This is a genomic window from Brenneria corticis (genome assembly GCF_003115855.1).
Taxonomy (GTDB): domain Bacteria; phylum Pseudomonadota; class Gammaproteobacteria; order Enterobacterales; family Enterobacteriaceae; genus Brenneria; species Brenneria corticis.
The window spans coordinates 219,208-244,619 of record NZ_KZ819072.1 but is presented as its reverse complement, the minus strand read 5'-3'; the positions used below and the strand labels follow the sequence as shown (position 1 = coordinate 244,619).

The 25,412-nt window shown below is 55.9% G+C and carries 24 protein-coding genes; 11 read left to right on the top strand and 13 right to left on the bottom strand.

The window, feature by feature from the left end; translation table 11 throughout:
* Positions 1–788: 788 nt before the first annotated feature.
* Positions 789–2,345 (top strand): MFS transporter, encoded by a 1,557-nt coding sequence (locus tag DDT56_RS03010; RefSeq protein ID WP_136165025.1) that lies wholly within the window; start codon positions 789–791, stop codon positions 2,343–2,345.
* Between the two features lie 130 nt (positions 2,346–2,475).
* Positions 2,476–3,726: a glucuronide uptake porin UidC gene (uidC, locus tag DDT56_RS03005; RefSeq protein ID WP_417903684.1), complete on the top strand. Its 1,251-nt coding sequence runs from the start codon at positions 2,476–2,478 to the stop codon at positions 3,724–3,726.
* A 102-nt stretch (positions 3,727–3,828) separates the two neighbouring features.
* Here uidC and umuC read toward each other — a convergent pair whose 3' ends face one another.
* Positions 3,829–5,094, bottom strand: coding sequence for a translesion error-prone DNA polymerase V subunit UmuC (umuC, locus tag DDT56_RS03000; RefSeq protein ID WP_136165023.1), 1,266 nt, complete (start codon positions 5,092–5,094; stop codon positions 3,829–3,831).
* Positions 5,094–5,513: a translesion error-prone DNA polymerase V autoproteolytic subunit gene (umuD, locus tag DDT56_RS02995; RefSeq protein WP_136165022.1), complete on the bottom strand. Its 420-nt coding sequence runs from the start codon at positions 5,511–5,513 to the stop codon at positions 5,094–5,096. The genes umuC and umuD overlap by 1 nt, the downstream gene beginning before the upstream one ends.
* A 171-nt stretch (positions 5,514–5,684) precedes the next feature.
* Here umuD and DDT56_RS02990 point away from each other — a divergent pair, with 171 nt between their 5' ends.
* Positions 5,685–5,924, top strand: coding sequence for a DinI-like family protein (locus DDT56_RS02990; RefSeq protein WP_136165021.1), 240 nt, complete (start codon positions 5,685–5,687; stop codon positions 5,922–5,924).
* 79 nt (positions 5,925–6,003) lie between these two features.
* Here the strand turns inward: DDT56_RS02990 and DDT56_RS02985 are convergent, their stop codons facing one another.
* The 7 genes from DDT56_RS02985 to DDT56_RS02955 all read right to left on the bottom strand — a co-directional run bounded on the left by DDT56_RS02985 (position 6,004) and on the right by DDT56_RS02955 (position 14,659).
* The gene (locus tag DDT56_RS02985; protein WP_136165020.1) at positions 6,004–6,471 is read right to left on the bottom strand and encodes an Hsp20 family protein; all 468 of its coding nucleotides are present in this window, start codon (positions 6,469–6,471) and stop codon (positions 6,004–6,006) included.
* A gap of 231 nt (positions 6,472–6,702) precedes the next feature.
* The gene (locus DDT56_RS02980; RefSeq protein ID WP_136165019.1) at positions 6,703–8,547 is read right to left on the bottom strand and encodes an ABC transporter ATP-binding protein; all 1,845 of its coding nucleotides are present in this window, start codon (positions 8,545–8,547) and stop codon (positions 6,703–6,705) included.
* A 90-nt stretch (positions 8,548–8,637) separates the two neighbouring features.
* Entirely contained in the window at positions 8,638–10,428 is a 1,791-nt protein-coding gene (locus DDT56_RS02975; RefSeq protein ID WP_136165018.1) for a gamma-glutamyltransferase family protein, read from the bottom strand.
* 19 nt (positions 10,429–10,447) lie between these two features.
* Entirely contained in the window at positions 10,448–11,320 is an 873-nt protein-coding gene (locus tag DDT56_RS02970) for an ABC transporter permease (protein ID WP_136165017.1), read from the bottom strand.
* On the bottom strand, positions 11,317–12,264 hold the full coding sequence (locus DDT56_RS02965; protein ID WP_136165016.1) for an ABC transporter permease: 948 nt from the start codon (positions 12,262–12,264) through the stop codon (positions 11,317–11,319). Before DDT56_RS02965 ends, DDT56_RS02970 begins: the two co-directional genes overlap by 4 nt.
* 84 nt (positions 12,265–12,348) lie before the next feature.
* A complete protein-coding gene (locus DDT56_RS02960) occupies positions 12,349–13,860 on the bottom strand; it encodes an ABC transporter substrate-binding protein (RefSeq protein WP_136165015.1) in 1,512 nt (503 codons plus the stop codon).
* Between the two features lie 55 nt (positions 13,861–13,915).
* A complete protein-coding gene (locus DDT56_RS02955) occupies positions 13,916–14,659 on the bottom strand; it encodes a FadR/GntR family transcriptional regulator (RefSeq protein ID WP_136165014.1) in 744 nt (247 codons plus the stop codon).
* On the opposite strand from DDT56_RS02955, the gene DDT56_RS02950 reads away from it, so the two are divergent.
* Complete coding sequence (locus DDT56_RS02950; protein ID WP_136165013.1) at positions 14,646–15,008, top strand: hypothetical protein; 363 nt, start codon at positions 14,646–14,648, stop codon at positions 15,006–15,008. The genes DDT56_RS02955 and DDT56_RS02950 overlap by 14 nt on opposite strands.
* An 89-nt stretch (positions 15,009–15,097) precedes the next feature.
* On the opposite strand, the gene DDT56_RS02945 is transcribed toward DDT56_RS02950, so the two are convergent.
* Positions 15,098–15,409: a PTS lactose/cellobiose transporter subunit IIA gene (locus DDT56_RS02945; RefSeq protein ID WP_136165012.1), complete on the bottom strand. Its 312-nt coding sequence runs from the start codon at positions 15,407–15,409 to the stop codon at positions 15,098–15,100.
* A gap of 430 nt (positions 15,410–15,839) precedes the next feature.
* Complete coding sequence (locus DDT56_RS02940) at positions 15,840–16,874, bottom strand: CAP-Gly protein (RefSeq protein ID WP_136165011.1); 1,035 nt, start codon at positions 16,872–16,874, stop codon at positions 15,840–15,842.
* 466 nt (positions 16,875–17,340) lie between these two features.
* On the opposite strand from DDT56_RS02940, the gene DDT56_RS02935 reads away from it, so the two are divergent.
* From DDT56_RS02935 to ybcJ, 3 genes are all read left to right on the top strand, one after another.
* Entirely contained in the window at positions 17,341–18,618 is a 1,278-nt protein-coding gene (locus tag DDT56_RS02935; RefSeq protein WP_168197561.1) for a DUF1835 domain-containing protein, read from the top strand.
* A gap of 133 nt (positions 18,619–18,751) precedes the next feature.
* Positions 18,752–19,618 (top strand): bifunctional methylenetetrahydrofolate dehydrogenase/methenyltetrahydrofolate cyclohydrolase FolD, encoded by an 867-nt coding sequence (gene folD, locus DDT56_RS02930; protein ID WP_136165009.1) that lies wholly within the window; start codon positions 18,752–18,754, stop codon positions 19,616–19,618.
* 31 nt (positions 19,619–19,649) lie between these two features.
* On the top strand, positions 19,650–19,862 hold the full coding sequence (gene ybcJ, locus DDT56_RS02925; protein WP_136165008.1) for a ribosome-associated protein YbcJ: 213 nt from the start codon (positions 19,650–19,652) through the stop codon (positions 19,860–19,862).
* A gap of 68 nt (positions 19,863–19,930) precedes the next feature.
* On the opposite strand, the gene cysS is transcribed toward ybcJ, so the two are convergent.
* A complete protein-coding gene (gene cysS, locus DDT56_RS02920; protein ID WP_136165007.1) occupies positions 19,931–21,316 on the bottom strand; it encodes a cysteine--tRNA ligase in 1,386 nt (461 codons plus the stop codon).
* Positions 21,317–21,624: 308 nt separating this feature from the next.
* A complete protein-coding gene (locus tag DDT56_RS02915; protein WP_136165006.1) occupies positions 21,625–22,047 on the bottom strand; it encodes a DoxX family protein in 423 nt (140 codons plus the stop codon).
* A gap of 332 nt (positions 22,048–22,379) precedes the next feature.
* On the opposite strand from DDT56_RS02915, the gene ppiB reads away from it, so the two are divergent.
* The 4 genes from ppiB (at position 22,380) to purK (ending at position 25,349) form a co-directional block, all read left to right on the top strand.
* Positions 22,380–22,874, top strand: coding sequence for a peptidylprolyl isomerase B (ppiB, locus tag DDT56_RS02910; RefSeq protein WP_136165005.1), 495 nt, complete (start codon positions 22,380–22,382; stop codon positions 22,872–22,874).
* A 10-nt stretch (positions 22,875–22,884) separates the two neighbouring features.
* A complete protein-coding gene (gene lpxH / locus DDT56_RS02905; RefSeq protein WP_136165004.1) occupies positions 22,885–23,607 on the top strand; it encodes a UDP-2,3-diacylglucosamine diphosphatase in 723 nt (240 codons plus the stop codon).
* Positions 23,608–23,772: 165 nt separating this feature from the next.
* Positions 23,773–24,282: a 5-(carboxyamino)imidazole ribonucleotide mutase gene (gene purE / locus DDT56_RS02900; protein ID WP_136165003.1), complete on the top strand. Its 510-nt coding sequence runs from the start codon at positions 23,773–23,775 to the stop codon at positions 24,280–24,282.
* The gene (gene purK / locus DDT56_RS02895; protein WP_136165002.1) at positions 24,279–25,349 is read left to right on the top strand and encodes a 5-(carboxyamino)imidazole ribonucleotide synthase; all 1,071 of its coding nucleotides are present in this window, start codon (positions 24,279–24,281) and stop codon (positions 25,347–25,349) included. The genes purE and purK overlap by 4 nt, the downstream gene beginning before the upstream one ends.
* Positions 25,350–25,412: the final 63 nt, after the last annotated feature.

Here is a 25,412-nt window from a genome sequence, read left to right as displayed (position 1 = left end):
CGAGCCGATTATTGGCTGAAAAGTGTACTTGACCGCACGTTCCCGCTGCACCAACCCTTTCAGCCGGCCAATCTCATGGTCATCTGAATTGTTTTGTCGGATCATCCGGCATCCTGCAGCACGTTCCGGACGTATAAGGCCAGAGAGATTAGATTCCCCGCGGAAAGAGTATGTCATCCTGAATACATAATATATTGGTTAACCAAAAAAAACATAACCAAATCACACATACACATCAGTCTTTGTCTGCACTTATCATCAGCCAGCCCAACCCAGGTGGCAATTTTTTTTCGCCAATTTGGTTAACCAAATATCATTAATAACACAAATTAATCCACCAATAAGGCAATTGTGATCTATATCTCTGTTTTTTTAGTTTTAGATGGCTACTGTAGACCCTGTAAAACGGGCTCGTTGCAGCAATGAATCGAAACATTATGCAGTTAGGCAGTAAGCCTTTCAGTATAAAAAGTACCAATACAGAAAAGTGGCAAACCAATATTGAGTGCAATATAACTTCTTACTCTGACTATTAACGAGTTGGAAAATATTCACAGCGCTTGACGGACCTTTTCATGCGAAAGAGCATATCGAAATGAAGAGTTAGCGGGTTATTAGGTTGACCAATTGAAGTACCGAGGGTGCAAAATGGTTTCGGCGGGGTTGTTTACTCCTCATTTGATCCTGAATCACGCGGGTTCATATGCCTCCGTGACCGGCCGTTTGCCCAGGCACCTGTCCACATTCCCAAGACCGTATCTCTTTACTCCCTTTCAAGGATAAATGTAATGAACGCAACTAAACCCACTGAACGCAGAGTAGGTATAAAAACTGCGATCGGTTATGGCGTAACAGATCTGTTCGGCGGCGGATCGATGGCATTGATCGGCATCTGGCTGCTGTTTTTCTACACAACGTTCTGTGGCCTGTCGATGCTTGAGGCGAGTTCCATCTTTGCCATCGCCCGCATCATTGACGCCTTTCTCAGCCCAATAATGGGATACGTAACGGATAAATTCGGCAGCACCCGATTAGGTAAAAAATTCGGCCGCCGCCGCTTTTTCCTACTGATTGGGGCACCTTTGATGTATATCTACACGCTGATTTGGATCAGTGACATGGGATATTGGTACTATCTCGGCACCTATCTCGCCGTAGAGTTACTGGTAGCCATGGTGCTGGTGCCGTGGGAAACGCTCGCAGCCGAGATGACCAACCGATTTGGCGAACGTACGCGGTTGGCTGCCGTCCGCCTGACCTTCTCACAGATCGGCGTTTTTCTGACGGCTTCCATTCCTGGCGTCATGATGCAGTATTTCAGTAAGGATTCGCCCCTAACCTACACTTATACGGCCTTACTGTTCTCCACCATTTTCTTCATTGTCGTACTGATAACCTACTTTTCCACCTGGGAATCGAAGGACCTGAATCCGGAAGAATTCAATAAAATAAATTCCGGACCTAAATTGAGCTTGGGTGAACATGTGAAGAATATGGTGTTCGAGTTGAGCTCGACGTTCAAAATCAGAACATTTCGCCAACATATCATCATCTATATCTCGTCATTTACCGCACTGGATATTTTCTTTGCGGTGTTCGTTTATTACGTAGTCTATGCATTACACCAGGATGCGGCGAGCGCCTCGGGCTATCTCTCCGTCGCGACATCCATATCCATTCCCTCGACGCTGATATTCATGTTCATGCTGGACAAGATGAATATAAAACCCTCCAACGCCATGCGGCTGTCCTATACCTGCATTTTTGCCGTACTGTTATTCCTGATTGTTCTGTATGTGAGTGAAGTAACCGTATCCATGTGGGCGATCTCCGCCGCATTCGTGGTCTTGGGTTTCGGCCGAGCCGGTCTCTATTTCATTCCGTGGAATATATACAGCTTCATCCCGGATATCGATGAGGTCGTTACAAGACAGCGGCGCGAGGGAGTATTCGCCGGGGTGATGACATTAACCCGCAAGAGTACGGTGGCCCTGGCGATCATGCTGATCGGTTTTATTCTGGAGGAAAGTGGTTTTGTAAAAGGCCAGTTGACGCAACCGGTCAGCGCTCTGCACGCGATCACCGGGTTGCTCATCGCGGGAACGGGCGGTCTGCTCCTGATAAGCATGTATATGACTTTTAAATTTAAGCTGACCCGCGAAACGCACAAAGTGCTGGTCAAGGAGGTTTCCCGCCTGAAATTGGGAGGGAAAAAAGAGGACTGTCCTGCCGATGCCCGCATCGTCATCAAGGAGCTCACTGGCTACGAATATGACCGAGTGTGGAATACCACTCCCACCGAAGCGGCGAATAAAGCAGTGCTGGAAAAACAGGGAAATATATAGCGGTGTTTTCAGCGACATGAAGAATGCGCCAAATACGTAATCCGACTGGCAGGCTTTAGCTATTAAAGAGCGTTTTTTATATCTGTAAAATAATCAATACCAGGGCAGAAAAATTATGAAACATCTATTTATCAAGTGGCTAGTTGTCACCGTCGCATTTTCGCCGGTAATCGCTCATTCCGCGCAAATAAACGATGACGAAACCGAATTAAGAATAAGATTGAAGAATGATTTCAGACGGGCCGATAAACCCAGCGCTGGCTCATCCCGTGACATTTACGCCTGGACACAAGGCGGGCTGATAGACATGAACACCCAGTACTTCTCCGATTTTATCGGAGTGAGCGCTGGCGCCTATTACGTTTATAAATTAGGCGCCAAAGACCGATGGAGCACCCGCTGGTATTTAGCGGATCATGACAGCTTCGGTTATGCGATAGGCGCAGTCAAATTAAAACCGGCCGACGGCATTAAACTAAAGATCGGGAGGTTTGGCACAGATTACGGCTACGGTAGCCTGCCCTACCGGATACCGTTGATAGCGGATAACTCGTCAAGAACGCTGCCAACCGTTTCCGAAGGAGCCCTGGGTCATTTCGAACTGAACGATAACGTAGAGCTATGGGCTATGTGGCGTTCGCGCGTCTTCTATTATGTGGACGCCGCCGAGAAAGGGTTGCGCGACGAAGGCATCTATAACTCCAGCAGCGGTAAAATCGACCGGCGCAGAGCCCGAAGCTTCCTGGCGGGATCCTGGCATGACAGCGACAGCCGCTATTCACTCGGCACGTCCTGGCAAGATGATGTCTCGACACAGGTGCAAACCATATTTGAAAAAACCCACCGTTTCGAGGGCAAACGTTCGCTGAAATGGGAACTGATGGGGTTTTACGGCCAGGTCAACGGCCTCAGCAAACAAAATAGCTACCATGACGAGACGGCTCTGGTTTCCGGACGGCTAACCTATTCGTTTGCAAATATGAAACTGTTCACCTCTGTTGGAAAACTTACCCATGATATCAACCCCTATATCGTCTACACGGATATAGGCTATCCTGACGCATTAAGCATCGACCGTAATAAAGAGAGTATGTTGTCATTCCAGGTTGGCGCACAATACTATTTCACACCGAATTTCGGCGTGATGATCGCGCCGATTGTGACCAAAGGTTATCAGGATCAGCAGAGGACTATCAAAATAAACGGTTTAGGCGTAGTCGGCGGTGTTATGTACAATTTCACCGACGGTATGTTAAAAGGCCTGAATATGTATGTAGCCGCCGACAGAGCGCGGGAAAAACGCCCCGGCAGCGCGCTGGGCGATCGTCTGAACTACTGGGATATCAAAGCGGGAATACAATATGATTTCATGTTGAAATAGTAAATGCTCGATAATTACCGCCGCGAGACTAAATAATTTCCCCACGTATTTTCGATAATGACGCCTCCCTGCTGCGGGAGGCGTCACACATCCTTTACATAATCACATTTTTACCGCAGGGATATCAGATAGCCGGGTGGTGTATGCCGGGGAGAGCATTTCTCTTTTCATGGCCCACGACTGGCAAACGCCCTGCCCGGCAAACCAGATCTTTCCGTTGCCGCTGTGGTTAATTTTATCAATCGCCGACATTAATGCTTCGCTGTGCGGCTGGGGTTGATGGCTATCAAATAGGTTGAGCTGTGCGATCCCACGGCTGTAGAAATCGTTGAGCATCACTCCCGCTTTTATATAGCGGCAATTCGGCAGCCATATCCGCTGCAACGATTCAACGGCCACACGGACAATATCGCGCGTGTCGTTGGAGGGGATCGATAATACGCCCATGGACTGGTTGCTATAGAACGTCTCGTTGTCGGCATGCGGGCTGGTTCGGATAAACACGGAAACCTGTTTGCAATATTGTCGCTCCCGCCGTAGTTTCTCAGCCGCTCTCTCGGCATATAAACAGACCGCCTGTCTCATATCGTCATAGTGAGTGACCCGCGAGCTGAATGAGCGGGAGCTGACGATCTGCTGTTTTTGCGCCGTCAACGCCTCAACGTCCAGGCAGGATTCCCCGCGCAGTTCGCGAACGGTGCGTTCCAATACCACATTGAACGATTTCCGAATATATGACGAACTACACTGGGAGAGTTGCAACGCGCTGTCTATGCCCGAGCTTCTCAGCTTGCGCGACAGCCGGCGCCCTACGCCCCAGACTTCCTCGACGGGGATCAGGCTTAAAAGTTTTCGCTGGCGATCGACGTTTGAAAGATCGACCACCCCACCCGTTTTACTCCACTGTTTGGCGGCAAAATTCGCCAGTTTCGCCAGGGTTTTCGTCGGCGCTATCCCAATCCCGACGATCAAATGAGCGTCCCGCAAAACCCGCTCCCGCACGTGGTGGCCGAACTGCGTCAAATCCGCACAGTTGCCGACCCCGGTTAAATCTAAAAATGCCTCATCAATACTGTACACCTCAACCGCGGGGGCCATCTCTTCCAGTATGGTCATCACGCGGCAAGACATATCCGCATAGAGCGCATAGTTTGAAGAAAAAACCGCGACGCCATAACGCTTAACAAGGTCGCGGATATGGAAAAAAGGCATCGCCATTTTGATACCCAGTTTCTTGGCCTCCGCCGATCGGGCGATCACGCAGCCATCGTTGTTGCTGAGCACAACGACCGGCCGGCCGCGCAAGTCGGGGCGGAAGACCGTCTCGCAGCTCGCATAAAACGCATTCACATCAACCAGCGCGTACATTAACGTGTCGCATGTATGACGTAGGTGACCACCCCAAAGATATCCAGGCTCTCCGCAGAGTGGATATAAATGGGCCGATAGGCGGGGTTCATCGGCATCAGCGCCAGGCGCGGCGCGGTCTGTAACCGCTTCACGGTGAATTCGCCGTCAACCGCCGCAATCACGATATCCCCATGTTTGGCCTCAAGGGAGCTGTCAACGACCAGCAGGTCGCCATCGCTGATATGTCCCTCGACCATCGACTCCCCGCTCACACGCAGAAAATATGTCGCGCTGGGATGGCGCACGCATACCTTGTTTAAGTCAATACGCTGTTCGACATAATCCTGCGCCGGGCTTGGAAAGCCCGCGGGGATGAGGTCATTAAACAATGGCAAACTCAGTTCTTCAAGACTCTCAATCGCTCTCATTAACAACATGCCACACCTTATACTGTTTTTTTATACAGTATAAATAAGACTGCCGGTAATGCAATTGGTACGATAAAAATGCGCCAGAAAACGGCGTCGCGATTATTTTGTCTCAAGCCTCTTTTCAAAACCGCCTCACCCCTTTACTGTATATCCAAACAGTTGATAATGAGGTATTTCATGTTTGTTGAACTTGTATACGATAAACGCAATGTTGCCGGGCTGAATAATGCTCACGCCCTTATTGAGAACGAGCTGGCAAAGCGCGTGCGGCGCGTATTCCCCGACGCGGCGGTTACGGCGAAAGCCATGCAGGCGAACGGGATTAATACCGACGCCAGCAAATCGGATAAAGCCATCCTGAATCGTCTGGTTGAAGAGATGTTTAACGATGCCGATGAATGGATGATGGCGGACTAGGCGGCAAGATTTTCAGTGACGGAAAAAAACGACAGGACGCGGCAACTGCGCCCTGTCGCGATGTGGCGTCAGCGGACCATTAAGCCTGGTGTTCAATGGCCTTGCCGCGATTGTCTATGGCGATCTTTTGCGGTTTTTCGCTTTCCGGAATTTCCTGGTAGAGCTCAATGGTCAGCAGACCGTTTTCCAGAGCCGCCCCCTGCACTTTCACATGCTCAGGCAGGGAATAGCTGATGCTGAAATCCGTACGGCTAATCCCCCGATGCAGCCAGTTTTCCTCTTCGGCATTATTTTCCTCTTCGCGTTTACCGGAAACGATCAGCTGCCCGCCCGCCGTTTTTATATCCAGCTCGTCTTCCTTCCAGCCGGGAACGCTCAACGTGATGCCATAGCGGCTGTCATCCAGACGGCGGATATCATATGACGGCGTTGTTGATAAAGGCGCATCTCCGGTTAGCTGACTGAATAGCCGGTCAATGCGGTTAAAGCGATCGGAAAAAAGCGTATTGGAGACGTCAGGGAATAATGACAAGGTTCTTAGCGCCATAATTAACCTCCTGAATATACGTTACCAGACATTCAAAAGTTCAACATATAAGGCAAGCATCGCTTGTCTACCAGACAACATGGTGACGGCGGAAAAAATTTCAAGCGCCATTTTTAGTGATCTGCATCACATTTTTATCGGCAAATTCTGAGCGCAACCGGACGGTAATTGTTGATACGGGAGATGCCGTTATCAACGACATTAGCGCTGACTGCATACCAGGATTCGTTTTCATCCAGAGGCGAAATTCTCCATCACCAGGTGTCCGGGTCCCACCTCGGTATAAGTCCGCGGCGGGTGAATATAACCGAGCGGCCGGACGGGGCTGCGTAATTCATCGATGGCGGCGTTGCGGCGAAAACCGCGCCGCGATGGATCCGGAACCGGTACGGCGGCAATCAGCTTTTGGGTATAGGGATGGCGCGGGTTGGCGAAAATCGCCGCGCGCGGGCCGATCTCGACGATTTCCCCCAGACACATCACCGCCACCCGGTGGCTGACGCGCTCCACCACCGCCATATCATGGGAAATAAACAGAAACGCAATCTTGAACTGCTCTTGCAGATCGAGCAGCAGGTTGCATATCTGCGCTTTGATAGACACATCAAGCGCGGAAACGCTCTCATCGGCGATGATCACCTTCGGTTTGAGCGCCAGCGCGCGGGCAATCGCCACGCGCTGGCGCTGGCCGCCGGAAAATTCGTGGGGATAACGGTCCATCATCGCCGGCGATAATCCCACCCGTTCCAGCAGGTCGGCGGCCCGTTGCCGCGCCTCGCCATGGGTCGCCAGCCGGTGCTTGATCATCGGTTCGGCGACGGCCGCGCCTATCGTCATGCGGGGATTGAGGCTGGAGAACGGATCCTGGAAGATCATCTGCACGCTGCGGCGCATGGTGCGCAGGCCGATCATATCGAGATTCAGCACATCGAACCCGTCTAGCATGACTTCACCGCCGCGCGGTTCAATCAGCCGGCTGATGGAGCGGCCGGTGGTCGATTTCCCGCAGCCGGACTCGCCCACCAGCGATAACGTTTCCCCCTGAAAAAGATCGAACGAGATGTTCTCCACCGCGTGAACCGCGCCGTGGGCGCGGCCCAGCAGACCGGAGCGAATATCAAAGCGCGTTACCAGGTTTTTTACCGACAGCACCGGCGTTTGGCCGCCGGCCACCGTATCCGGCACATCTTTGGCGGCGGTGATGGCTCCGCTTGCCATATCGATGTGCGGGAAACGCAGCGGCCATGCGTGCCCTTTCATTGAGCCGAGCTTCGGAACCGCCGCCAGCAGCGCCCGGGTGTAAGGGTGTTTCCCATGATGAAAGATATCGCCGGTTGCGCCGGTCTCCACCTGATCGCCGCGAAACATCACAAGGGTGCGGTCGGCGATTTCCGCCACCACGCCCATATCATGGGTAATAAACAGTACGGCCATGCCCTCCTCTTGCTGCAACTGTTTGATAAGATCCAGTATCTGACCCTGAATCGTCACATCCAGGGCGGTGGTCGGCTCATCGGCAATCAGCAGTTTGGGCCGTGAGGCCAGCGCCATGGCGATCATCACGCGCTGACGCATGCCGCCGGAAAACTGATGGGGGTACTCGTCGAAACGGCTCCGCGCGTTGGGGATACGCACTTTTTCCAGCAGCCGGATGGTTTCCGCCCGAGCTTCGGTTTTGCCCATGCCTTTATGGCGCCGCAGTACCTCTGAAATCTGCCTGCCGATGGTGAAAACCGGGTTTAGCGACGTCATCGGCTCCTGAAAGATCATCGACGCCTCATTGCCGCGCACGGCGCGCATCTCCTTTTCCGACAAGGCGAGGATATCTCTGCCGTTGAGGATAATCTCGCCTTCAATGCGGCTTGAGCGGGGATCGAGCAGGCGCATAATGGAAAGCGAGGTGACGCTTTTGCCGGACCCGCTTTCGCCGACCACGGCCACCGTCTCTCCGGCCTTTACCTCGAAGGAAATATCGCGGACAACCGATTTCCATTGTCCGTCCACCCGAAAAGCGGCGGTGAGATTGCGAACCGCAAGCACGGTTTCCGGCGCTGGCTTTATCTCATTGCTGGTCATCTTTTTCCTCACTATCAGGCGTCTGTCGGCGGCGCATCGAACCAGGGGAAAACCCGCCGGTTCGATAAGCGTCCGGTGTCGTCTAATCCATCAGCGGCCGATCGCGTATGCCTGCATCAGGCGCGGCGTGGCGGCCGCGCGCAGCAGGCCGTCGGCATCGCGGCGCGCGGCGGTCAAACGCCCGATCGTCCAGGGGTCGGCGATGGAAATGTCATGGCCGCGCGCCTTCAGCGCCGCCAGCGTGGCTTCGCCGATACTGCTTTCGATCATCACATTGCCCGGCTGGCGGGTACGCGGATAGAACGAACCGGGAAAATGCGCGGTATGAAACAGCGGCAGGTCGATGGCCTGTTGCAGGTTGATGCCGAAATGCGCGTAGCGCAGAAAGAACGACAGCTGCCACTGGTCCTGCTGATCGCCGCCGGGCGTGCCGAATGACAGCGTCGGCTTGCCCTGATACAGCGCCAGCGACGGCGTCAGCGTGGTGCGCGGACGTTTGCCGGGCGCCAGCGAGGTCGGCAGGCCGGGTTTCAGCCAGAACATCTGGGCGCGGGAGTTGAGGCAGAAGCCAAGCCCCGGAATAATCGGAGAGGATTGCAGCCAGCCGCCGGACGGCGTGACCGAAACCATATTGCCCTCGCGGTCGATCACGTCGATATGAACCGTGTCGCCGCGTTTTTCGCTGAGGTGCGACATGGTCGGTTCGTAGACCGCGCCGCTGCCGCTCATGGCGTCCAGCATCGTCATGGTAAGATCGTGCTGCGCTTCAAAGCCGGGTAAACGGCCGGGACGCAATTCCAGCGACGCTTGCGCGCCAATCAGCCGGCGGCGTTCCCGGTTATAATCCTCCGAAAGCAAGGTCGCGAGCGGCACCGGCGAAAAGGCGGGATCGCCGTAATAGACTTCGCGATCGGCGTAGGCCAGTTTCATCGCCTCCACCACGGTGTGAACGAAATCCGCCCCGCTCGGATCCATCGCGCCGATATCGACCCCCTTGAGCAGCGCCAGCGCTTGCAGCAGCACCGGTCCTTGCCCCCACGGCCCGGTCTTAGCGATAGTCCAGCCGTGATAGTCATAGGTGGCGGGCTCCTCGACGGTGGCGCGCCAGTTCGCCAGATCTTCGGCGGTCAGCACGGCCTTGTGGCGCGCGCCGCTGGCGTCCATCACCTCCGCCGTTTTCAAGTACTCGCCGATCGCGTCGGCGACAAAGCCGCGGTAAAAGGCATCCCGCGCGGCGTCAATGCCCGCCTCGCGGCCGGGTCTGGCTTCGGCTTCGGCTTCGCCGATAATACGTTTCCAGGTATCGGCCAGCGCCGGATTTTTGAAGTTTGACAGCGCCGTGGGCGCGACGCCGCCCGGCAGCCAGGTTTCATAGGAGGTCGGCCACTCCCGGCGGAAAAATTCGCCCAGATCGTTGATGGTCGCGGCGACGCGCGGCAGCAGCGGATGGCCGTTCTCCAGATAGTGGATCGCCGGCTCCAATACTTCGCGCACGCTCAGGGTGCCGTAATCGCGCAGCATCAGCATCCAGCCGTCAAACGCGCCGGGGATCACGGTGGCGAGCAGGCCGTCGCCGGGGATCAAATCCAGCCCTTCGGCGCGATAGTGCTCGATGGTCGCGCCGGCCGGCGCGGTGCCCTGCGCGCAAATGACTTCCACCTTATCTTTCTTGCGCGAATAGATAACGGCGGGCATATCGCCGCCGGGGCCGTTCAGGTGGGGTTCGAACACCTGCAAGGCAAAACCGGTCGCCACGGCGGCGTCAAACGCGTTGCCCCCTTTTTCCAGTATGCTCATGCCGACGGCCGAGGCCATCCAGTGAGTCGAGGCGACGACGCCGAAGGTGCCGAGGATCTCGGGACGTGTGGTGAATGCGTGCATAACGATATCCTTCTATATGTTAATTTTCGCGCGGGTCGAGCGCATCGCGCAGACCATCGCCCAAGAGATTGAAACCGATAACCACCAGAAAAATCGCCGCGCCCGGCCACCAGGCCATCCACGGCGCCTGCGTCAGGAAGTTCTTGGCGACGTTAAGCATGGAGCCCCAACTGGGCGCCGGCGCCTGTTGGCCCAGACCGAGAAAGGAGAGGCTGGCTTCCGCGATAATGGCGGTGGCCACCGTCAGCGTCGACTGAACGATGATTGGCGGCAGAATGTTCGGCAGGATATAGCGCAGCAGAATATCGCCGTGACCGAGACCGATGGAGCGGGCGCCTTCGATATAGTCCTCGTTTTTCACCGCCAGCACCTGCGAACGCGTCAGCCGCACGAAAATCGGCATGGCGGAGAGGCCGATGGCGATCATCGCGTTGGTAAGACTCGGGCCAAGAAACGCCGCCAGCGCTATCGCCATAATCAGAAAAGGCATGGCGAGAAACGCCTCGGTAACGCGCGAGATTACCTGATCGACCCAGCCTCCGAAATAGCCGGAAATCAGGCCGAACGGCACCCCGGTCAGCACGGCGATGGCGACGGAAATGACGCCGGCCATCAGCGACGTCTGCGCCCCCCACACCATACGGGAAAGCACGTCGCGGCCGATATCGTCGGTGCCGAGCCAGTGCGCCGCGGAGGGCGCCTGGCGAATCGCGCTCCAACTGGTGGCAAAGGGATCGGCCAGAGGCAGCACGGGAGCCAGAACGGCCAACAGGGTGAAAAAGACGATGATGATCAGCCCGGCGATCGAACTGCGATTGCGCTTCATCTTTTTCCAGGCTCGATTGCCCGGTACGGCCTGCGGCGCGGGCAACCGTGTTTCGGAAAGACTCATAGCGCGCTCCTCATCCGCGGGTTAAGCAGAACGGCGATGACATCGGCCAGCAGATTCATGAAAATAAAGCCCACGGCGGTGCAAAGCACCACGCCCTGCACCACCGCGTAGTCGCGGTTGAACACCGCATCGACAATCAGCTTGCCGAAACCGGGAATGGTGAAGATTTGTTCGGTCAGCACCGCGCCGGCCAGCAGCTCGCCGAAGAGCAGCGCGGTCAGCGTGACGATCGGCGACAGCGCATTGCGGAACGAGTGGCTGAGCACCACCTCGCGGTTGGAAAGCCCTTTGGCGCGCGCCGTACGGATATAGTCCGACTTCATCACCGAGAGCATGGCCGAGCGGGTATGGCGCATCAGCGTCGCCGCCAGCGCCGTGCCGAGCACGAAAGCGGGCATGATGGTGGTTTTCAGCGAGCGCGCCGGATCGACGAATATCGACTCATAGCCCGATGCCGGCAGCCAGCCCAGATGGACGGAAATCAGCAGGATCAGCATGATGCCGAGCCAAAAGTTGGGAATGGAGAGGCCGGAGAGCGCAACGATATTGGCGAGATAATCAATCGCCGTGTTTTGTTTAACCGCCGCCAGAATCCCGATCGGCACGCCGATAATCAGCGCGAAAAACATCGACATCAGCGCAAGCTGGATGGTGACCGGCAGTTTTTCGCCAATCAGCTCCAGCACCGGCTGATTGGTGCGCAGCGATACGCCGAAATCCCCCTGAACCACGTCGCCAAGCCAGTAGAAATATTGATAAACCACCGGATCGTTCATCCGGTACTTGTCGCGCAAGAGTTCAATAACGGCCGGATCGCGCTCTTCTCCCGCCATCGCCAGTATCGGATCGCCCGGCAGCAGCTTTTGCAGAGAAAAAACGAAAATAGAGATAATTAACAGCGTCGGTATCGCTACCAGCAGCCGTTTACCGATGTAGATGTGCATGCAAGCGACTCCTCATTCAGGCAAGGCTTAACCGGATACCCCGGGAGGCGCGTCGGGCGCTCCCGGCGTGTGGACGAAACGGCTCTAGTCGCCTTTCTTGACCCCGGTCAGGCGGATCATGCCGTCGGCCGACGGCTCGAAGCCGGCGATTTTTTTGGCGTAGGCGTAGAGATAAGCCTGATGGCCGAGGTAGATCAGCGGCAGATCGTCATCCAGAATTTTGGTCGCGGCATCGTATTTGGCTTTGCGCACCGCGTTGTCCGTCGATGCGCGGGCTTCGTTAAGCAGCGCGTCGACCTGCGGGTTGCAATATTTGGTGTCGTTGATGCCGCCTTTACAGGTCACAAACTGATGAATATTGCCGTCCGGATCGGGACGCCCGGACCAGTCGGAGCGCGACAGCACATAATTTCCCGCCGTCTGCTCGGCAAGCAGGGTAGCGAATTCGGTCGCTTTCAGGCGGACGTTAAAGCCGGCTTCGGCCGCCATTGACTGAATAACCTGCATCATCTGGGTCTGCGTGGTGTTGTTGGCATGCTGAAGCTCGATGTCGTACTTCTCAAAACCGGCCTCTTTCAGCAGCGCCTTGGCCTTCGCTACGTCGCGCGCCGGAACCGGTATCGCTTTGTTGTACCACGGGCTGGTCGACGGCCACGGCTGGTTGCCGGCCAGCGCGGTGCCTTCGAATACCACCTGGTTGATCGCCTCACGGTCGATGGAGAGCGAGAAGGCCTGCCGCAGGCGCTTATCCTTGCCGAACGGGTTATCGGCCCGCGCGCCATTGCCGATATTGACGTACAGCGCCATATAGCCCGGACCGACTACCTTGCCATAGACGAGGTTCGAATCTTTTTTGACGGCATCGACATCGGACGCCGAGATGCGTTCGACCAGGTCGAGCTCGCCGGATTGCAGGTTGGCCAGACGAACCGTGGTATCCGGGATCGGCAGGAAAGTGACCTTATCGATGAAGATATTTTGCGCATTCCAGTAGTCGGCGAATTTTTCCAGCACGATGCGATCCTGCTGAACGCGCTGAACAAATTTAAAAGCGCCGGAGCACACCGGGTTGGAGCCGAAATTGGCCCCCAGCTTCTTGCCGGCGGCGGGGGAAATCATCATGCCGGCGCGGTCGGATAGCTGGGCCAGCAGGCTGGCGTCCGGGCTTTTCAACGTAAACTTGATCTGGTATGCGCCGGTGGCCTCCACTTTGGCGACGGAGGCCAGCTCGCTCTTGCGGCGCGATTCCGGCATCGTCATATAACGGTCGATATTATAGACGGCCGCCTCGGCGTTGAACGGCGTTCCATCGTGGAACACCACTCCCTGACGCAGATCCATGGTCAGCGTGGCGCCGTTATCGCCCCACTCCCATTGGGTCGCCAACTGAGGAATGATCGACAGGGTATTGTCCACATCCACCAGCTTGTCGCACAGACTGGTGTAAACTATACGACCCACGAAAGTTCGGGACTGCGCGGGATCCAGCACGTCGGCATCATCCTGTAAACCAATGCGCAATTCCGCTGCAAACGCCGTAGCGGCCATCAACGTCCCGGCCAGAAAAAGCCCGGTCTGTCTGGTAAGTCGGTTCATGTCGTCATTCCTCTGGTCGGTTATCGCCGGCCGAATCGCCGGCCAGACTAAAATCTCAGCCGGCTACCTCTCCCGCCGTCGCCGGCGTAAAGTAGCCCAGCGACGTCTGACGGATCAGCCGTTCTTCCAGACTGAGCAGATGTTGGCGCATCGCCTCGCCGGCCCTTTCCGGGTCACGTGCGGCGATGGCCTCTATAATCTCGTTGTGGTGAGCGCGCGATTCAGCCATGGAGGCGTTTTGCCGGCGCGCCCGCTCGCGTATCGCCTGCCAGGCCGGATCTTGCCGCACGCGGTTGACGACATCGAACAGCGACAGAAAAAGCTGGTTGCCGGCGCTTTGCGCAATCAGGCGGTGCAGCGAGCCATCCCAGAGTTCGCGCCAGTCGGCGTCGGTCCGCTGGTGAATTTTTTCGCTCAGCGCCCGCATGCGTTCGATATCTTTCGGCTTGGCGCGCAACGCCGCCAGTTGCGCCAGCTGCGGTTCGATGCGCAGCCTTACCTCCATGATTTCCATAAAATTGGTGCCTTCGACGAGGTTGGCGGCGTGACTGCTCCAATTGTCGGGCTTTTGTCCGAGGAAAGTCCCGGCGCCCTGTTTACGCCAGATAAGCCCCTCTGCCTCAACCACTTCCAGCGCGCGCCGGACTTCCCGCCGGCCGACGCCCCAACGCTCCGAAAGCGCCCGTTCCGTCGGTAGTTTGCCGTTTGGTTCAATGGCGCTTTCGCTCAAAAGCTCCCGTAATCGCTCCAGCGCGTAATTGGCGTTCTCAGCCGTTTTCATCTCTATGGTTTTATTCATTGGTTCATCCCAATTCTCAATTGGTTCAAAAAGACCATGGGAAGAATGCGCTGTCAATACGGTGGATAAAACGGGGAAATTCGGCGATCTCAACAAAATCACTGCGGCATTGCTGCTTTTAACTTCAATGTTCCATCAATTTCCGCATAAATGGTTCAAAGGTTGTTTCAGCAGCGATTTTACAGCGATTTATATTGTGACGAGGCGACCATACTTTAAATTTATGGGTGAAAAACCAGGGAGGGTGTTTCGCCGACGAGCAAAACGCATAACTGCGCTGGCGCGCCGTTTATCGATGGCTTGCTCCAGGGAAGGTTCCAACTCGCGGCTTGTCGGCGCGCCGCCGTAAGAAAAGCGTTGACCAAGGCGTCATCATCGCGCCCGGTACGCATTGAATAGCCAGCGCCTGGGGATTCGCTCGCTTGCCGCCTTACTAATCTATGGGGCGTATAACTCTTTTCTAAGCGCAATAATTTCTTCAGTCAGTTCGCGGCACAATATCGCATTCATCAGGTGATCCTGAGCATGGACGATAATCAGGTCGAGGTTGATTTTTTCCTTATTTCCATTGCCGCTAATAAATTCCGTCTGGATAGACTGCGCTTTACGAACGGCCGTTGCGGCCATCTTCAATAGCTGATCCACCTGCTCCCACTCCCTCCTGCGGGAAGAGCGCAAAGCCTCCATCGCGCAGGAACGCGCTTCTCCAGACTGAACAATCAACTCAATCATCCGGGTTTCTATGTCCATTTTCTTTACCTCCGGTCATTTATCGGCCTCCTGAAGTAAACATCGTGGTAGAGCCTTCTCCTCCTTTAGCTACGTGGTTTGCGCACTATTTGTTCATAATATTACAAATATCCCATCACAATTGCTTAAAAAATCCACCACGTAAATGAGAGAGTCATCGAAGATACGATAAAAATCAGCCAGGCCAGACGCGCGGCAACCGACGGTTTGATGGCGGGGAAGCCACGTTCGTCAATATCCAGGCTAGTGAATGTAATAATAGATTAGTTTGTACAATACCGAATCGCGCGATGGCGTATTCAAGTCCGGTAAGGAGGGAAACACGGGGCGCGGTCTCCATTTACCCGACCTGCCCCGTGGTGAGGATATCTCACATGTTTAACTGATGGCGGTGCGGCGCCCCGCCGGCGTTTTTAACCGACCGGCCAGGTTAACGCACAAAGTGTCTGTTGCAGGTTTTAACGCCCCACAGTCCCGCCAGCGCGCTGACGACCGCGCCAATCAGCAAGGCAAAGAAAGACCACAACGCGGCACGAGCCATGGCGGAAGCGGCGACGGCGGCCTCTTCACGGGCGGCCTGTTTCAGTTCGGCATACTGCTGTTTTGCCTGTTCGATACCGGCTTCAACGTCATTCAGGCGCTGCTCGACCAACTGCGCCGTTTTCTGCTTGGCGGCAATCAGGTTATCAACGGTTTTATTCACTTCTTCCTGCGACATTGAGGTGTTTTCAGCCAGCGCCCTGGTCAAGCTGTCGCGATCGACGTCTTGCGTTAACGCTTCGCCGCGTTTTTTCAGCTTGTCGGTCAGCGTCTGGATAACGGCATCGCTGTTATTGGGGTTGATGGCCAGCGCTTTTACCGCTTCGCCGATTTCCTTTTTGGCGCCCTGCAACTGCGTTTGCATAAAGTCCGGCTGCAATGAGGCGATATTGCTTTTACGTAAGGCCGCGGCCACTTCGTTGGTCATCGCTTCAGGTTGCAGCTCGGTGTCCAGATTCAGATTATCAAACGCCTGTCCGCCGATATTGGCCATCCCCTGCAAACCGCCGCCTACGGCGGAACCGGCGCCGGAGATAACGTTACCGGTTAGCGAGGCCACCGACCCCAACGCGCTGCCGGTCGCCTTTACCGCGCCGCCCAGCAGTGCGCTGCCTAAAATAGCGGCAACGATAAGCGCCGTCGCCCAGACAAGGAAACCGTGAATCAAACCATCCATTGCCGCCAGTCGACCGGCAATAAATGCCCCTATCGCCAGGCTGATGATGATGGAAACGGCGGACCAAACCAATACCGTGCTCCCGACGCCGTCAACCGGATGGTCGGACAGCGGATCAACAATCGAAAAACCCAGGCTGGTGCCAAGCGTAGAGAGTAATAACGAGACGGCTAACACGGTGATGACGCCGCCAATAATGCTCCCCCATGATATTTTTTTTGCCACGTGCAATTCATTCGTAACGCTCATACCCAAACTCCTGTTAAGCCGTCAGTTTTATGCTGTCGGCGTATTGTAAAACACCGTAAATACATTAAATCATTTAAAGTATAGCCGTGATTTTAAAAATGAAAGGATGAATAAAAAGCGCACCAAAATCAGATAAAATAAAGAATGTGATTATATACATGACTATTTGTGGCAACAAATAAGGCAAAAAAATAATTAGCATGATTAATGTAACCTGGCGGTATAAATATTGACCGCAATGGCGGACGGGCGGGATTTTAGCGACGGTAACGGAAAACGATGACCGCCCTGGCGCAACACACGACCATTGAAAGTTATATGACGCTTTGCTAACGTGCTGGAGGCGCGATCAGCGCCACCTTGTCCGCGGGAAGGGCTGCGCCCATGATCGATGAATCGGTATGCCATACGGCTTTCCCTTTTCTGTCTGACCGGCGGACTCGGACCTTGGAAAAGGGGCGCAACCATGACGTCATCCCAATCTTCCGTATTATCCTCACCCTTTCGCATTAATCTTGAGCAACAGCGTAAACGCGCCAAAGCGCTGCGCGATGCCATCAGGCAATCTCATCCCGAGGCAATTGCCCGCTTTCGCCGTTACCGCCCCGATTTAACGCCAGCGCAATTGGCGGAACGGTACGGCCGACTAAGCGACGCGCAGTGGATCATCGCCCAGGAATTAGGGTTGCCAAGCTGGCCCAGATTGAAAGCGCATGTGGAAGCGATGACGCACGCCAGAAAGGTGATCGACGCCCAGAGCAGCGCGCCGGATCACGCGCTCTCCACCTTACATATCCGCTGTGGTTCGGACATTCAGCAGCCGCTGCGGCAGGCCGGATTCCAGGGCGACTATCTGGCCTATAGCGATCCTTTTTGTCAGGGTCCAGTGCTTGCCAGCGACGACTGGCTGCCGCAGCGGGTAGCGTTTCTTGCCAGCCACTATACCTCGCGCATGGGCATCAGCCGGCAACAACTTCTGCAACAGCGTGAACAGGAGGAACGCACGCTGTTATCCGCCGGCGAAAATTATCGGCGCATCGTATTATGGTTTGAACATGACAGCTACGATCAGCTGATTCTGGCGCGCTGTCTGGCGCATTTCGACGCGCACCCTGCTCCGCTGCTCGAAATGGTCACCGTCGATCGCTATCCCGGCAGCCGCCGTTTTCTCGGCCTCGGCCAGTTGCCGACCGAAGCTTTGCTGCTGCTGTGGCAGACTCGTCAGCCCGTTACCCCGCTGCAATGCCGTCTGGGCCGTCAGGTGTGGGAACGGTTGCGTTCGGATAATCCCTCGACGTTGCTGTCGCTGGCGACAGCGGTTGCCGCCGACCTTCCCTTTATGCCGCAGGCGCTACTGCGCCATTGCCAGGAGTTTCCCGGCATAGAGAATGGACTGGGCCTGACTGAACAACTGGCGCTGCGCTGTCTGGCGGAACGTCCACACACTCCAAAGCAGCTTTTTCACACCCTGACGGAACACCATGATCCCTTGCCCTGGCTGGGCGATATCATGCTGGACGACATTATCGACGGGCTGAGGCTGGCGCCGGAACCCGCGCTGTCGCTGGATGCGGCCTCGGGCGTCCTGAGTCTGAGCGAGGTTGGCCGGGCATTGCTGGCCAATCGTCTGGACTGGATGAACTGTTATCCGGCTGAACGCTGGCTTGGGGGCGTACGGATTGATGGAGGTCAACGCGGCTGGCGCTGGCATCAACAACGTCGAAAACTGGTGCTGACAAGGTAGATGGCGCCATGGCGGCGGCCCAGAGTTGCCGCCATTGTTATGATTATCTTTACACAATGCCTGACAGCGCGCGCGGCTTCTGACAAAATAGCGCCACTTCCCCCGCATTTAAAATTGATGGATCTCATCTCAGATGGCAGCAAAGATTATTGATGGTAAAACGATTGCGCAGCAGGTTAAAGACGAAGTCGCTGCGCAGGTAAAACAGCGCCTGGCCGCGGGTAAACGTGCGCCGGGTCTGGCGGTTATCCTGGTTGGAGAGCATCCGGCGTCACAGATTTATGTCGCCAGCAAACGCAAGGTCTGCGAAGAAGTCGGCTTTATCTCACGTTCTTATGACTTACCGTCCACGACGACGGAATCCGAATTGCTGGGGTTAATCGACCAGCTTAACGCGGACAACGCCATTGACGGCATTCTGGTTCAGCTTCCGCTGCCGGAAGGCATTGATAACACCAAGGTGATTGAGCGCATCGCGCCCGATAAGGATGTCGACGGCTTCCATCCGTATAACGTCGGGCGTCTTTGCCAGCGCGCGCCGCTGCTGCGGGCCTGTACGCCGCGTGGAATCATCACGCTGCTGGAGCGCTACAATATCGACACCTTCGGCCTGAACGCCGTCGTCGTCGGCGCCTCCAATATCGTCGGCCGCCCGATGAGCCTGGAACTGCTGCTGGCCGGCTGCACCACCACGGTGACTCACCGTTTCACCAAGAATCTGCGCCACCATATTGAAAACGCCGATCTGCTGGTGGTCGCCGTGGGTAAACCCGGCTTTATTCCCGGCGAATGGATCAAACCCGGCGCCATCGTGCTGGACGTCGGCATCAACCGTCTGGAAAGCGGCAGGGTGGTCGGCGACGTCGACTACGACGGCGCCCGGGAAAAGGCGTCATATATCAGCCCGGTGCCGGGGGGCGTCGGACCGATGACGGTCGCGACCTTGATTCAGAACACCTTGCAGGCCTGCGAGGAGTATCACGATAACGCCGCGCGGTAATACATACTTAACGCATATAAATCAGGAAATTATGGAAATTTTTCATCTCGACGATCACCCGCACGTTGAACTGTGCGATTTACTGAAACTGCTGGGCTGGAGTGAAAGCGGCGCCGCGGCCAAAGTGGCGATTGCCGCGGGAGAGGTCACCGTCGACGGGCAAACGGAGACGCGCAAGCGCTGCAAAATCGTTGCCGGTCAGCAAGTGCGGTTTGACGGCGCCGCGGTGGAAGTCAGCGCCTAGGATGTTCGCATAAAAAACCCCGCCGATAGCGCTTCGGCGGGGTTCTATTTTGCTAAAGCGGCAACGAATTACTTACGGCGCCAGATGGTTCCCTGCGGCCCGTCTTCCAGAATAATGCCCATCTCATTCAGCCGGTCGCGCGCCTGGTCCGCCAGCGCCCAGTCTTTTGCCTGACGGGCGTCCTTACGCTGTTTAATCAGCCCTTCGATCTCCCTGACTTCGGCGTCATCGGTCTGCGCGCCGCTTTGCAGGAACACTTCCGGGTCCTGCTCCAGCAGGCCGAGCACTTTCGCCAGCTTACGCAGCTCCGACGCCAGCTGATTGGCCGCATGCGGGTCTTCCGTCTTCAGGCGGTTAATATCCCGCGCCATATCGAACAATACGGAATAGGCTTCCGGAGTATTGAAATCATCGTCCATCGCCTCACGGAAACGGGCGACGAATATCTCCCCCCCCTGCGCTTCAACGCTGCCGTCCGTACCGCGCAACGCGGTGTACAGCCTCTCCAGCGCGGAACGCGCCTGTTTCAGGTTTTCTTCGCTGTAGTTCAGTTGGCTGCGGTAGTGGCCCGACATCAGGAAATAGCGCACGGTCTCAGGATCGTAATAGGCCAGCACGTCGCGCACGGTGAAGAAGTTGTTGAGCGATTTCGACATTTTCTCCCGGTCGACCATCACCATGCCGGAATGCATCCAATAGTTCACGTACGGGCCGTCGTGCGCGCTGGTGGATTGGGCGATTTCGTTTTCATGATGCGGGAACATCAGATCCGAACCGCCGCCGTGAATATCAAAATGTTCGCCCAGCTGTTTGCAGTTCATCGCCGAACATTCGATATGCCAGCCGGGGCGCCCTTCGCCCCACGGCGAAGACCAGTGCGGCTCGCCGGGTTTGGACTTTTTCCACAACACGAAGTCCATCGGGTTATGCTTAACTTCCGTAATCTCTACCCGCGCGCCGGCCTGGAGCTGATCCAGATCCTGACGGGAGAGCGCGCCGTAGCCGCGGGCGGTGGCGACGGAAAACATCACGTCGCCGTTGCTTGCCACATAGGCGTGGCGTCGGGCAATCAGCGTTTCAACCAGTTCGATGATTTCGGCAATATGATGGGTGGCGCGCGGCTCTTCATCCGGACGTAAAATATTCAACGCATCAAAGTCGGCGTGCATTTCGGCGATCATCCGGGTGGTGAGTTGATCGCAGGTTTCACCATTTTCCGCCGCCCGCTTAATGATTTTATCGTCAATATCGGTAACGTTGCGCACGTATTTCAGCGAATATCCCAAATAGCGTAAATACCGCGCCACCACGTCAAACGCCACAAAAGTACGCCCGTGGCCAATATGACACAGGTCATAAACGGTGATCCCGCAAACATACATCCCGACTTGACCAGCGTGGATAGGTTTGAATTCCTCTTTTTGGCGACTCAGCGTATTAAAAATCTTTAGCATCAGGCATTCCATGGTATTCGCAGGATAGGTGGATCATCGTTCGCTGTAAGCGTGAGTAACATCATTTTGCCAAGGGCTTTACAACCCTGACGGCGTATTGAAACCTGAACCCTGCGCTATTGCAAGACTGACGCAAAGGAATAAACGGATAACCGCTAAGGAATAGCGCTAAAAAAACGCCGGGAGCGTTTTTTGACGTCGTCCCCGGGACGGCCCGTCAGGGCGGCGGTCAGGGATGGCGCGCCGCAAAAAAGCCCGGAATTATCCGGGCCGGGAACAAAACTGCCGTGGCGACGGCGCAAATGCCGTCAGCGCCAGCGCGGATTGGAGACCACCGAATATCTGCCGCTGCCGAGGAAAGCGATAGCCAGGCCGGCAAAGAAGAATACCGCCGCCGGTTCCGCGATCCACGCGCCGGTTTTAGTCAGTACGAATAAATCGTTCGGATTCGCCAGAAACGCGGCGGTCAGCATGGTGAAGGAAAAAATCAACGCGGCGGGACGGGTGAAAATGCCCAGAATCAACAGAATCGGAATGATGACTTCACCGACATAGACGCCATAACCGACGAATGTTGGAATACCCGCTTCCACCAGCATTTTCTGCACGCCGCCAATGCCGCTATGGACCTTGTGCCAGCCGTGAAACAGCATCAGGATACTGAACGACACGCGCAGTAACAACTTCCCGAAATCGGGTTTATCCAATACTCGATTAATACTGTTCAGCATAATTCACCTATCTATTGATTTAGTGTTATTTAAGGGTAATAAGAATCGCTCTCAGACTAATCCGGGTGACAAACAAACGACAAGCAAATTATGAAAAACAGTGATCTGGCGCAATAAAAATCTCATTCAAATAACTTAACTAACTTTTTGATATTAAATCAGTTTATTTGGACAAGCGCGATATCGCGCGCTGATTGACCGCGCTCCCCCCAGGTTATGCGCCAGCCTGTACTGACTCGGCAAGCCAGTTATGTTATAAGAGCGCTCTTGATTGTTCACCGCATTTTGTGAGCGTCGTTGTTCATTACCAAGGCTATGTAGGGCTTATTACTATGATCACGTTTCATACCAACCACGGCGATATCGTCATTAACACTTTCGCCGACAAAGCGCCGGCTACCGTGGAAAACTTTCTGAATTACTGCCGCAGCGGTTTTTACGACAACACCATTTTTCACCGTGTTATCAATGGGTTTATGATCCAGGGCGGCGGTTTCGCTCCCGGCATGCAACAGAAGGAAACCCAGGCCGCGATTAAAAACGAAGCCAACAACGGCTTGAAAAATACCCGCGGCACGCTGGCAATGGCGCGCACCAACGATCCGCACTCCGCCACCGCGCAGTTCTTTATCAACGTGGTTGACAACGACTTCCTGAACTTCCGTTCAGAGCGTGCGGACGGCTGGGGCTACTGCGTATTCGCCGAAGTGGCTGAAGGTATGGACGTGGTGGATAAAATCAAAGGCGTGGCAACCGGCCGCAGCGGCATGCACCAGGACGTTCCCAAAGAAGACGTGGTGATCACCGGCGTTACCGTCAGCGAGTAACCGCCGCAGCATGGCGACACTATTTATTGCCGACCTGCATTTAAACATTTATCAACCGGCGATCACCGCCGGTTTTCTGCGTTTTTTACGCCAGGAAGCGGTAAATGCGGATGCGCTTTATATTCTGGGCGATCTGTTTGACGCCTGGATCGGCGATGACGATCCGCAGCCGCTGCACGCGACGGTCGCCGACGCCTTGCGGACATTACATCAACAAGGCGTTCCCTGTTATTTCGTGCACGGCAACCGGGACTTTCTGCTCGGCAGGCGCTTCGCCAGGCGCAGCGGCTTAACGCTGCTGCCGACGGAAAACGTGCTGGATCTGTACGGCCGGCGAATACTGATTTTGCATGGCGACACGCTGTGCACCGACGACCGCGCCTATCAGAAATTTCGCCGCCGGGTGCATAATCCGCTGATCCAGCGTCTTTTCCTGCTGTTGCCTTTACGCCTGCGCCTGCGCATCGCGGAAAAAATGCGCTCGACCAGTCAGCGCGCCAACCAGTATAAATCGCAGCAGATTATGGATGTCAATCCGCAACAGGTTATCGCCCGTCTGCAACACTATCAGGTCAACGTCATGATCCACGGCCACACCCATCGTCCGGCCATTCATCAGATCGTCGCCGGTCATTTCAGCGCGCAGCGCGCGGTGCTGGGCGCCTGGCATCACGAAGGATCGATGATCAAAGTGACGGAGCATGATATCGAACTGATTTTTTTCCCTTTCTGACCCCTTTTCACCCCCGCGGCTGGCCGCCGTCGCTGTTTTTCGGGCGTACGCAACCGTTTTCCTCACTTTGCAGTCGTGATATGCTCTACGCCCTCAACGCCAGCGCACCCACTATCTGGCGGATGCCGCACCACCACCATGTAACATCACAGGAGCTTTACAGGCATGTCATCCAACGTTGCCCCGGCTAAAATCGCCATCGTCATGGGTTCAAAGAGTGACTGGGCCACCATGCAGTTTGCCGCGGAAATCCTCACTACGCTGGCGATTCCTTTTCATGTGGAAATCGTCTCCGCCCATCGAACGCCGGATAAGCTGTTCAGCTTCGCCGAACAGGCCGCAAGCAACGGTTTCGAGGTGATTATCGCCGGCGCGGGCGGGGCGGCTCACCTGCCGGGCATGCTGGCGGCCAAAACCCTGGTGCCGGTATTGGGCGTGCCGGTGCAGAGCGCCGCGCTGAGCGGCATCGACAGCCTTTACTCCATCGTTCAGATGCCGCGCGGCGTGCCGGTCGGCACCCTGGCCATCGGCAAAGCGGGTGCGGCCAATGCCGCGCTGCTGGCGGCGCAGATTCTGGCGTTGCATGACGGCGCCATCGCCGCGCGCCTGGCTGACTGGCGGCGGAGCCAGACCGATGAAGTGTTATCCCACCCCGACCCGCGGGAGGAAGCATGAAACCGGTCTGCGTATTAGGCGATGGTCAGTTGGGAAGAATGCTGCGCCAGGCCGGCGAACCGCTGGGGATCGCGGTTTACCCGGTCGGGCTGGACGCGGAGCCGGAATCGGTGCCTTTCCATAACAGCATCATTACCGCTGAAATCGAGCGCTGGCCGGAAACGGCGCTTACGCGTGAGCTGGCGGCGCATACCGCGTTCGTCAACCGTGATATTTTCCCGCGTCTGGCCGACAGGCTGACGCAAAAACAGCTGCTGGACGAGCTGAATCTGGCAACCGCCCCCTGGCAACTGCTTGCCGCCGAGGAGGAGTGGCCGCAGGTTTTTAACCGGCTTGGCGAGCTCGCCATCGTTAAACGCCGCGTCGGCGGTTACGACGGCCGCGGACAGTGGCGCCTGCGGGACGGCGAGCAGCACGCGTTACCGGCGGACTGCTATGGCGCATGCATCGTTGAACAGGGCATCAATTTTTCCGGCGAGGTGTCGCTGGTCGGCGCGCGCAACGCGCACGGGGAGTGCGTTTTTTATCCGCTGACGCATAATCTGCATCAGGACGGCATTCTGCGCGCCAGCGTCGCCCTGCCCCGGCCGGCGCCGCAGTTGCAGCAACAGGCGGAACGGATGCTCTCCGCCATCATGGACGAACTGGGCTACGTTGGCGTGATGGCGATGGAATGTTTCATTGTCGGCGATCGTCTGCTGATTAATGAACTCGCGCCGCGCGTACACAACAGCGGCCACTGGACGCAAAACGGCGCCTCTATCAGCCAGTTCGAACTGCACCTGCGGGCGATTCTGGATCTGCCGATGCCGGCGCCGGTGGTAAGCAACGCCTCGGTGATGGTCAATCTGATCGGCACCGACGTCAATACCGACTGGCTGTCGCTGCCGCTGGTTCATTTGCACTGGTATGAAAAAGAGGTGCGCCCGGGGCGTAAGGTCGGCCATCTGAATTTACCCGCCCAGGATACCGCTCAGCTGCGGCAAAGCCTGCAATCGCTGGCCGCCATGCTGACGGATGATTACCACAGCGGTCTGCGCTGGGCGCAGGAAAAACTGCCGGTCTGATTCGCCGCCAGGCATACGCCGCGCTATGCCTGGCTGTTCGCTAAAAGCGAAAACGTGACATCG

Bases quoted from the DNA above. Each gene is read 5' to 3' on its own strand.
- DDT56_RS02970 (WP_136165017.1), bottom strand. From the start codon at position 11,320: ATGAGTCTTTCCGAAACACGGTTGCCCGCGCCGCAGGCCGTACCGGGC.
- umuD (WP_136165022.1), bottom strand. From the start codon at position 5,513: ATGTTGTTAATGAGAGCGATTGAGAGTCTTGAAGAACTGAGTTTGCCA.
- DDT56_RS02945 (WP_136165012.1), bottom strand. From the start codon at position 15,409: ATGGACATAGAAACCCGGATGATTGAGTTGATTGTTCAGTCTGGAGAA.
- purK (WP_136165002.1), top strand. From the start codon at position 24,279: ATGAAACCGGTCTGCGTATTAGGCGATGGTCAGTTGGGAAGAATGCTG.
- DDT56_RS02985 (WP_136165020.1), bottom strand. From the start codon at position 6,471: ATGGCGCTAAGAACCTTGTCATTATTCCCTGACGTCTCCAATACGCTT.
- DDT56_RS02980 (WP_136165019.1), bottom strand. From the start codon at position 8,547: ATGACCAGCAATGAGATAAAGCCAGCGCCGGAAACCGTGCTTGCGGTT.
- purE (WP_136165003.1), top strand. From the start codon at position 23,773: ATGTCATCCAACGTTGCCCCGGCTAAAATCGCCATCGTCATGGGTTCA.
- folD (WP_136165009.1), top strand. From the start codon at position 18,752: ATGGCAGCAAAGATTATTGATGGTAAAACGATTGCGCAGCAGGTTAAA.
- ybcJ (WP_136165008.1), top strand. From the start codon at position 19,650: ATGGAAATTTTTCATCTCGACGATCACCCGCACGTTGAACTGTGCGAT.
- DDT56_RS02915 (WP_136165006.1), bottom strand. From the start codon at position 22,047: ATGCTGAACAGTATTAATCGAGTATTGGATAAACCCGATTTCGGGAAG.
- ppiB (WP_136165005.1), top strand. From the start codon at position 22,380: ATGATCACGTTTCATACCAACCACGGCGATATCGTCATTAACACTTTC.
- DDT56_RS02990 (WP_136165021.1), top strand. From the start codon at position 5,685: ATGTTTGTTGAACTTGTATACGATAAACGCAATGTTGCCGGGCTGAAT.
- DDT56_RS02955 (WP_136165014.1), bottom strand. From the start codon at position 14,659: ATGAATAAAACCATAGAGATGAAAACGGCTGAGAACGCCAATTACGCG.
- DDT56_RS02935 (WP_168197561.1), top strand. From the start codon at position 17,341: ATGACGTCATCCCAATCTTCCGTATTATCCTCACCCTTTCGCATTAAT.
- cysS (WP_136165007.1), bottom strand. From the start codon at position 21,316: ATGCTAAAGATTTTTAATACGCTGAGTCGCCAAAAAGAGGAATTCAAA.
- DDT56_RS02940 (WP_136165011.1), bottom strand. From the start codon at position 16,874: ATGAGCGTTACGAATGAATTGCACGTGGCAAAAAAAATATCATGGGGG.
- umuC (WP_136165023.1), bottom strand. From the start codon at position 5,094: ATGTACGCGCTGGTTGATGTGAATGCGTTTTATGCGAGCTGCGAGACG.
- DDT56_RS03010 (WP_136165025.1), top strand. From the start codon at position 789: ATGAACGCAACTAAACCCACTGAACGCAGAGTAGGTATAAAAACTGCG.
- DDT56_RS02960 (WP_136165015.1), bottom strand. From the start codon at position 13,860: ATGAACCGACTTACCAGACAGACCGGGCTTTTTCTGGCCGGGACGTTG.
- DDT56_RS02975 (WP_136165018.1), bottom strand. From the start codon at position 10,428: ATGCACGCATTCACCACACGTCCCGAGATCCTCGGCACCTTCGGCGTC.
- DDT56_RS02965 (WP_136165016.1), bottom strand. From the start codon at position 12,264: ATGCACATCTACATCGGTAAACGGCTGCTGGTAGCGATACCGACGCTG.
- DDT56_RS02950 (WP_136165013.1), top strand. From the start codon at position 14,646: ATGGTTTTATTCATTGGTTCATCCCAATTCTCAATTGGTTCAAAAAGA.
- lpxH (WP_136165004.1), top strand. From the start codon at position 22,885: ATGGCGACACTATTTATTGCCGACCTGCATTTAAACATTTATCAACCG.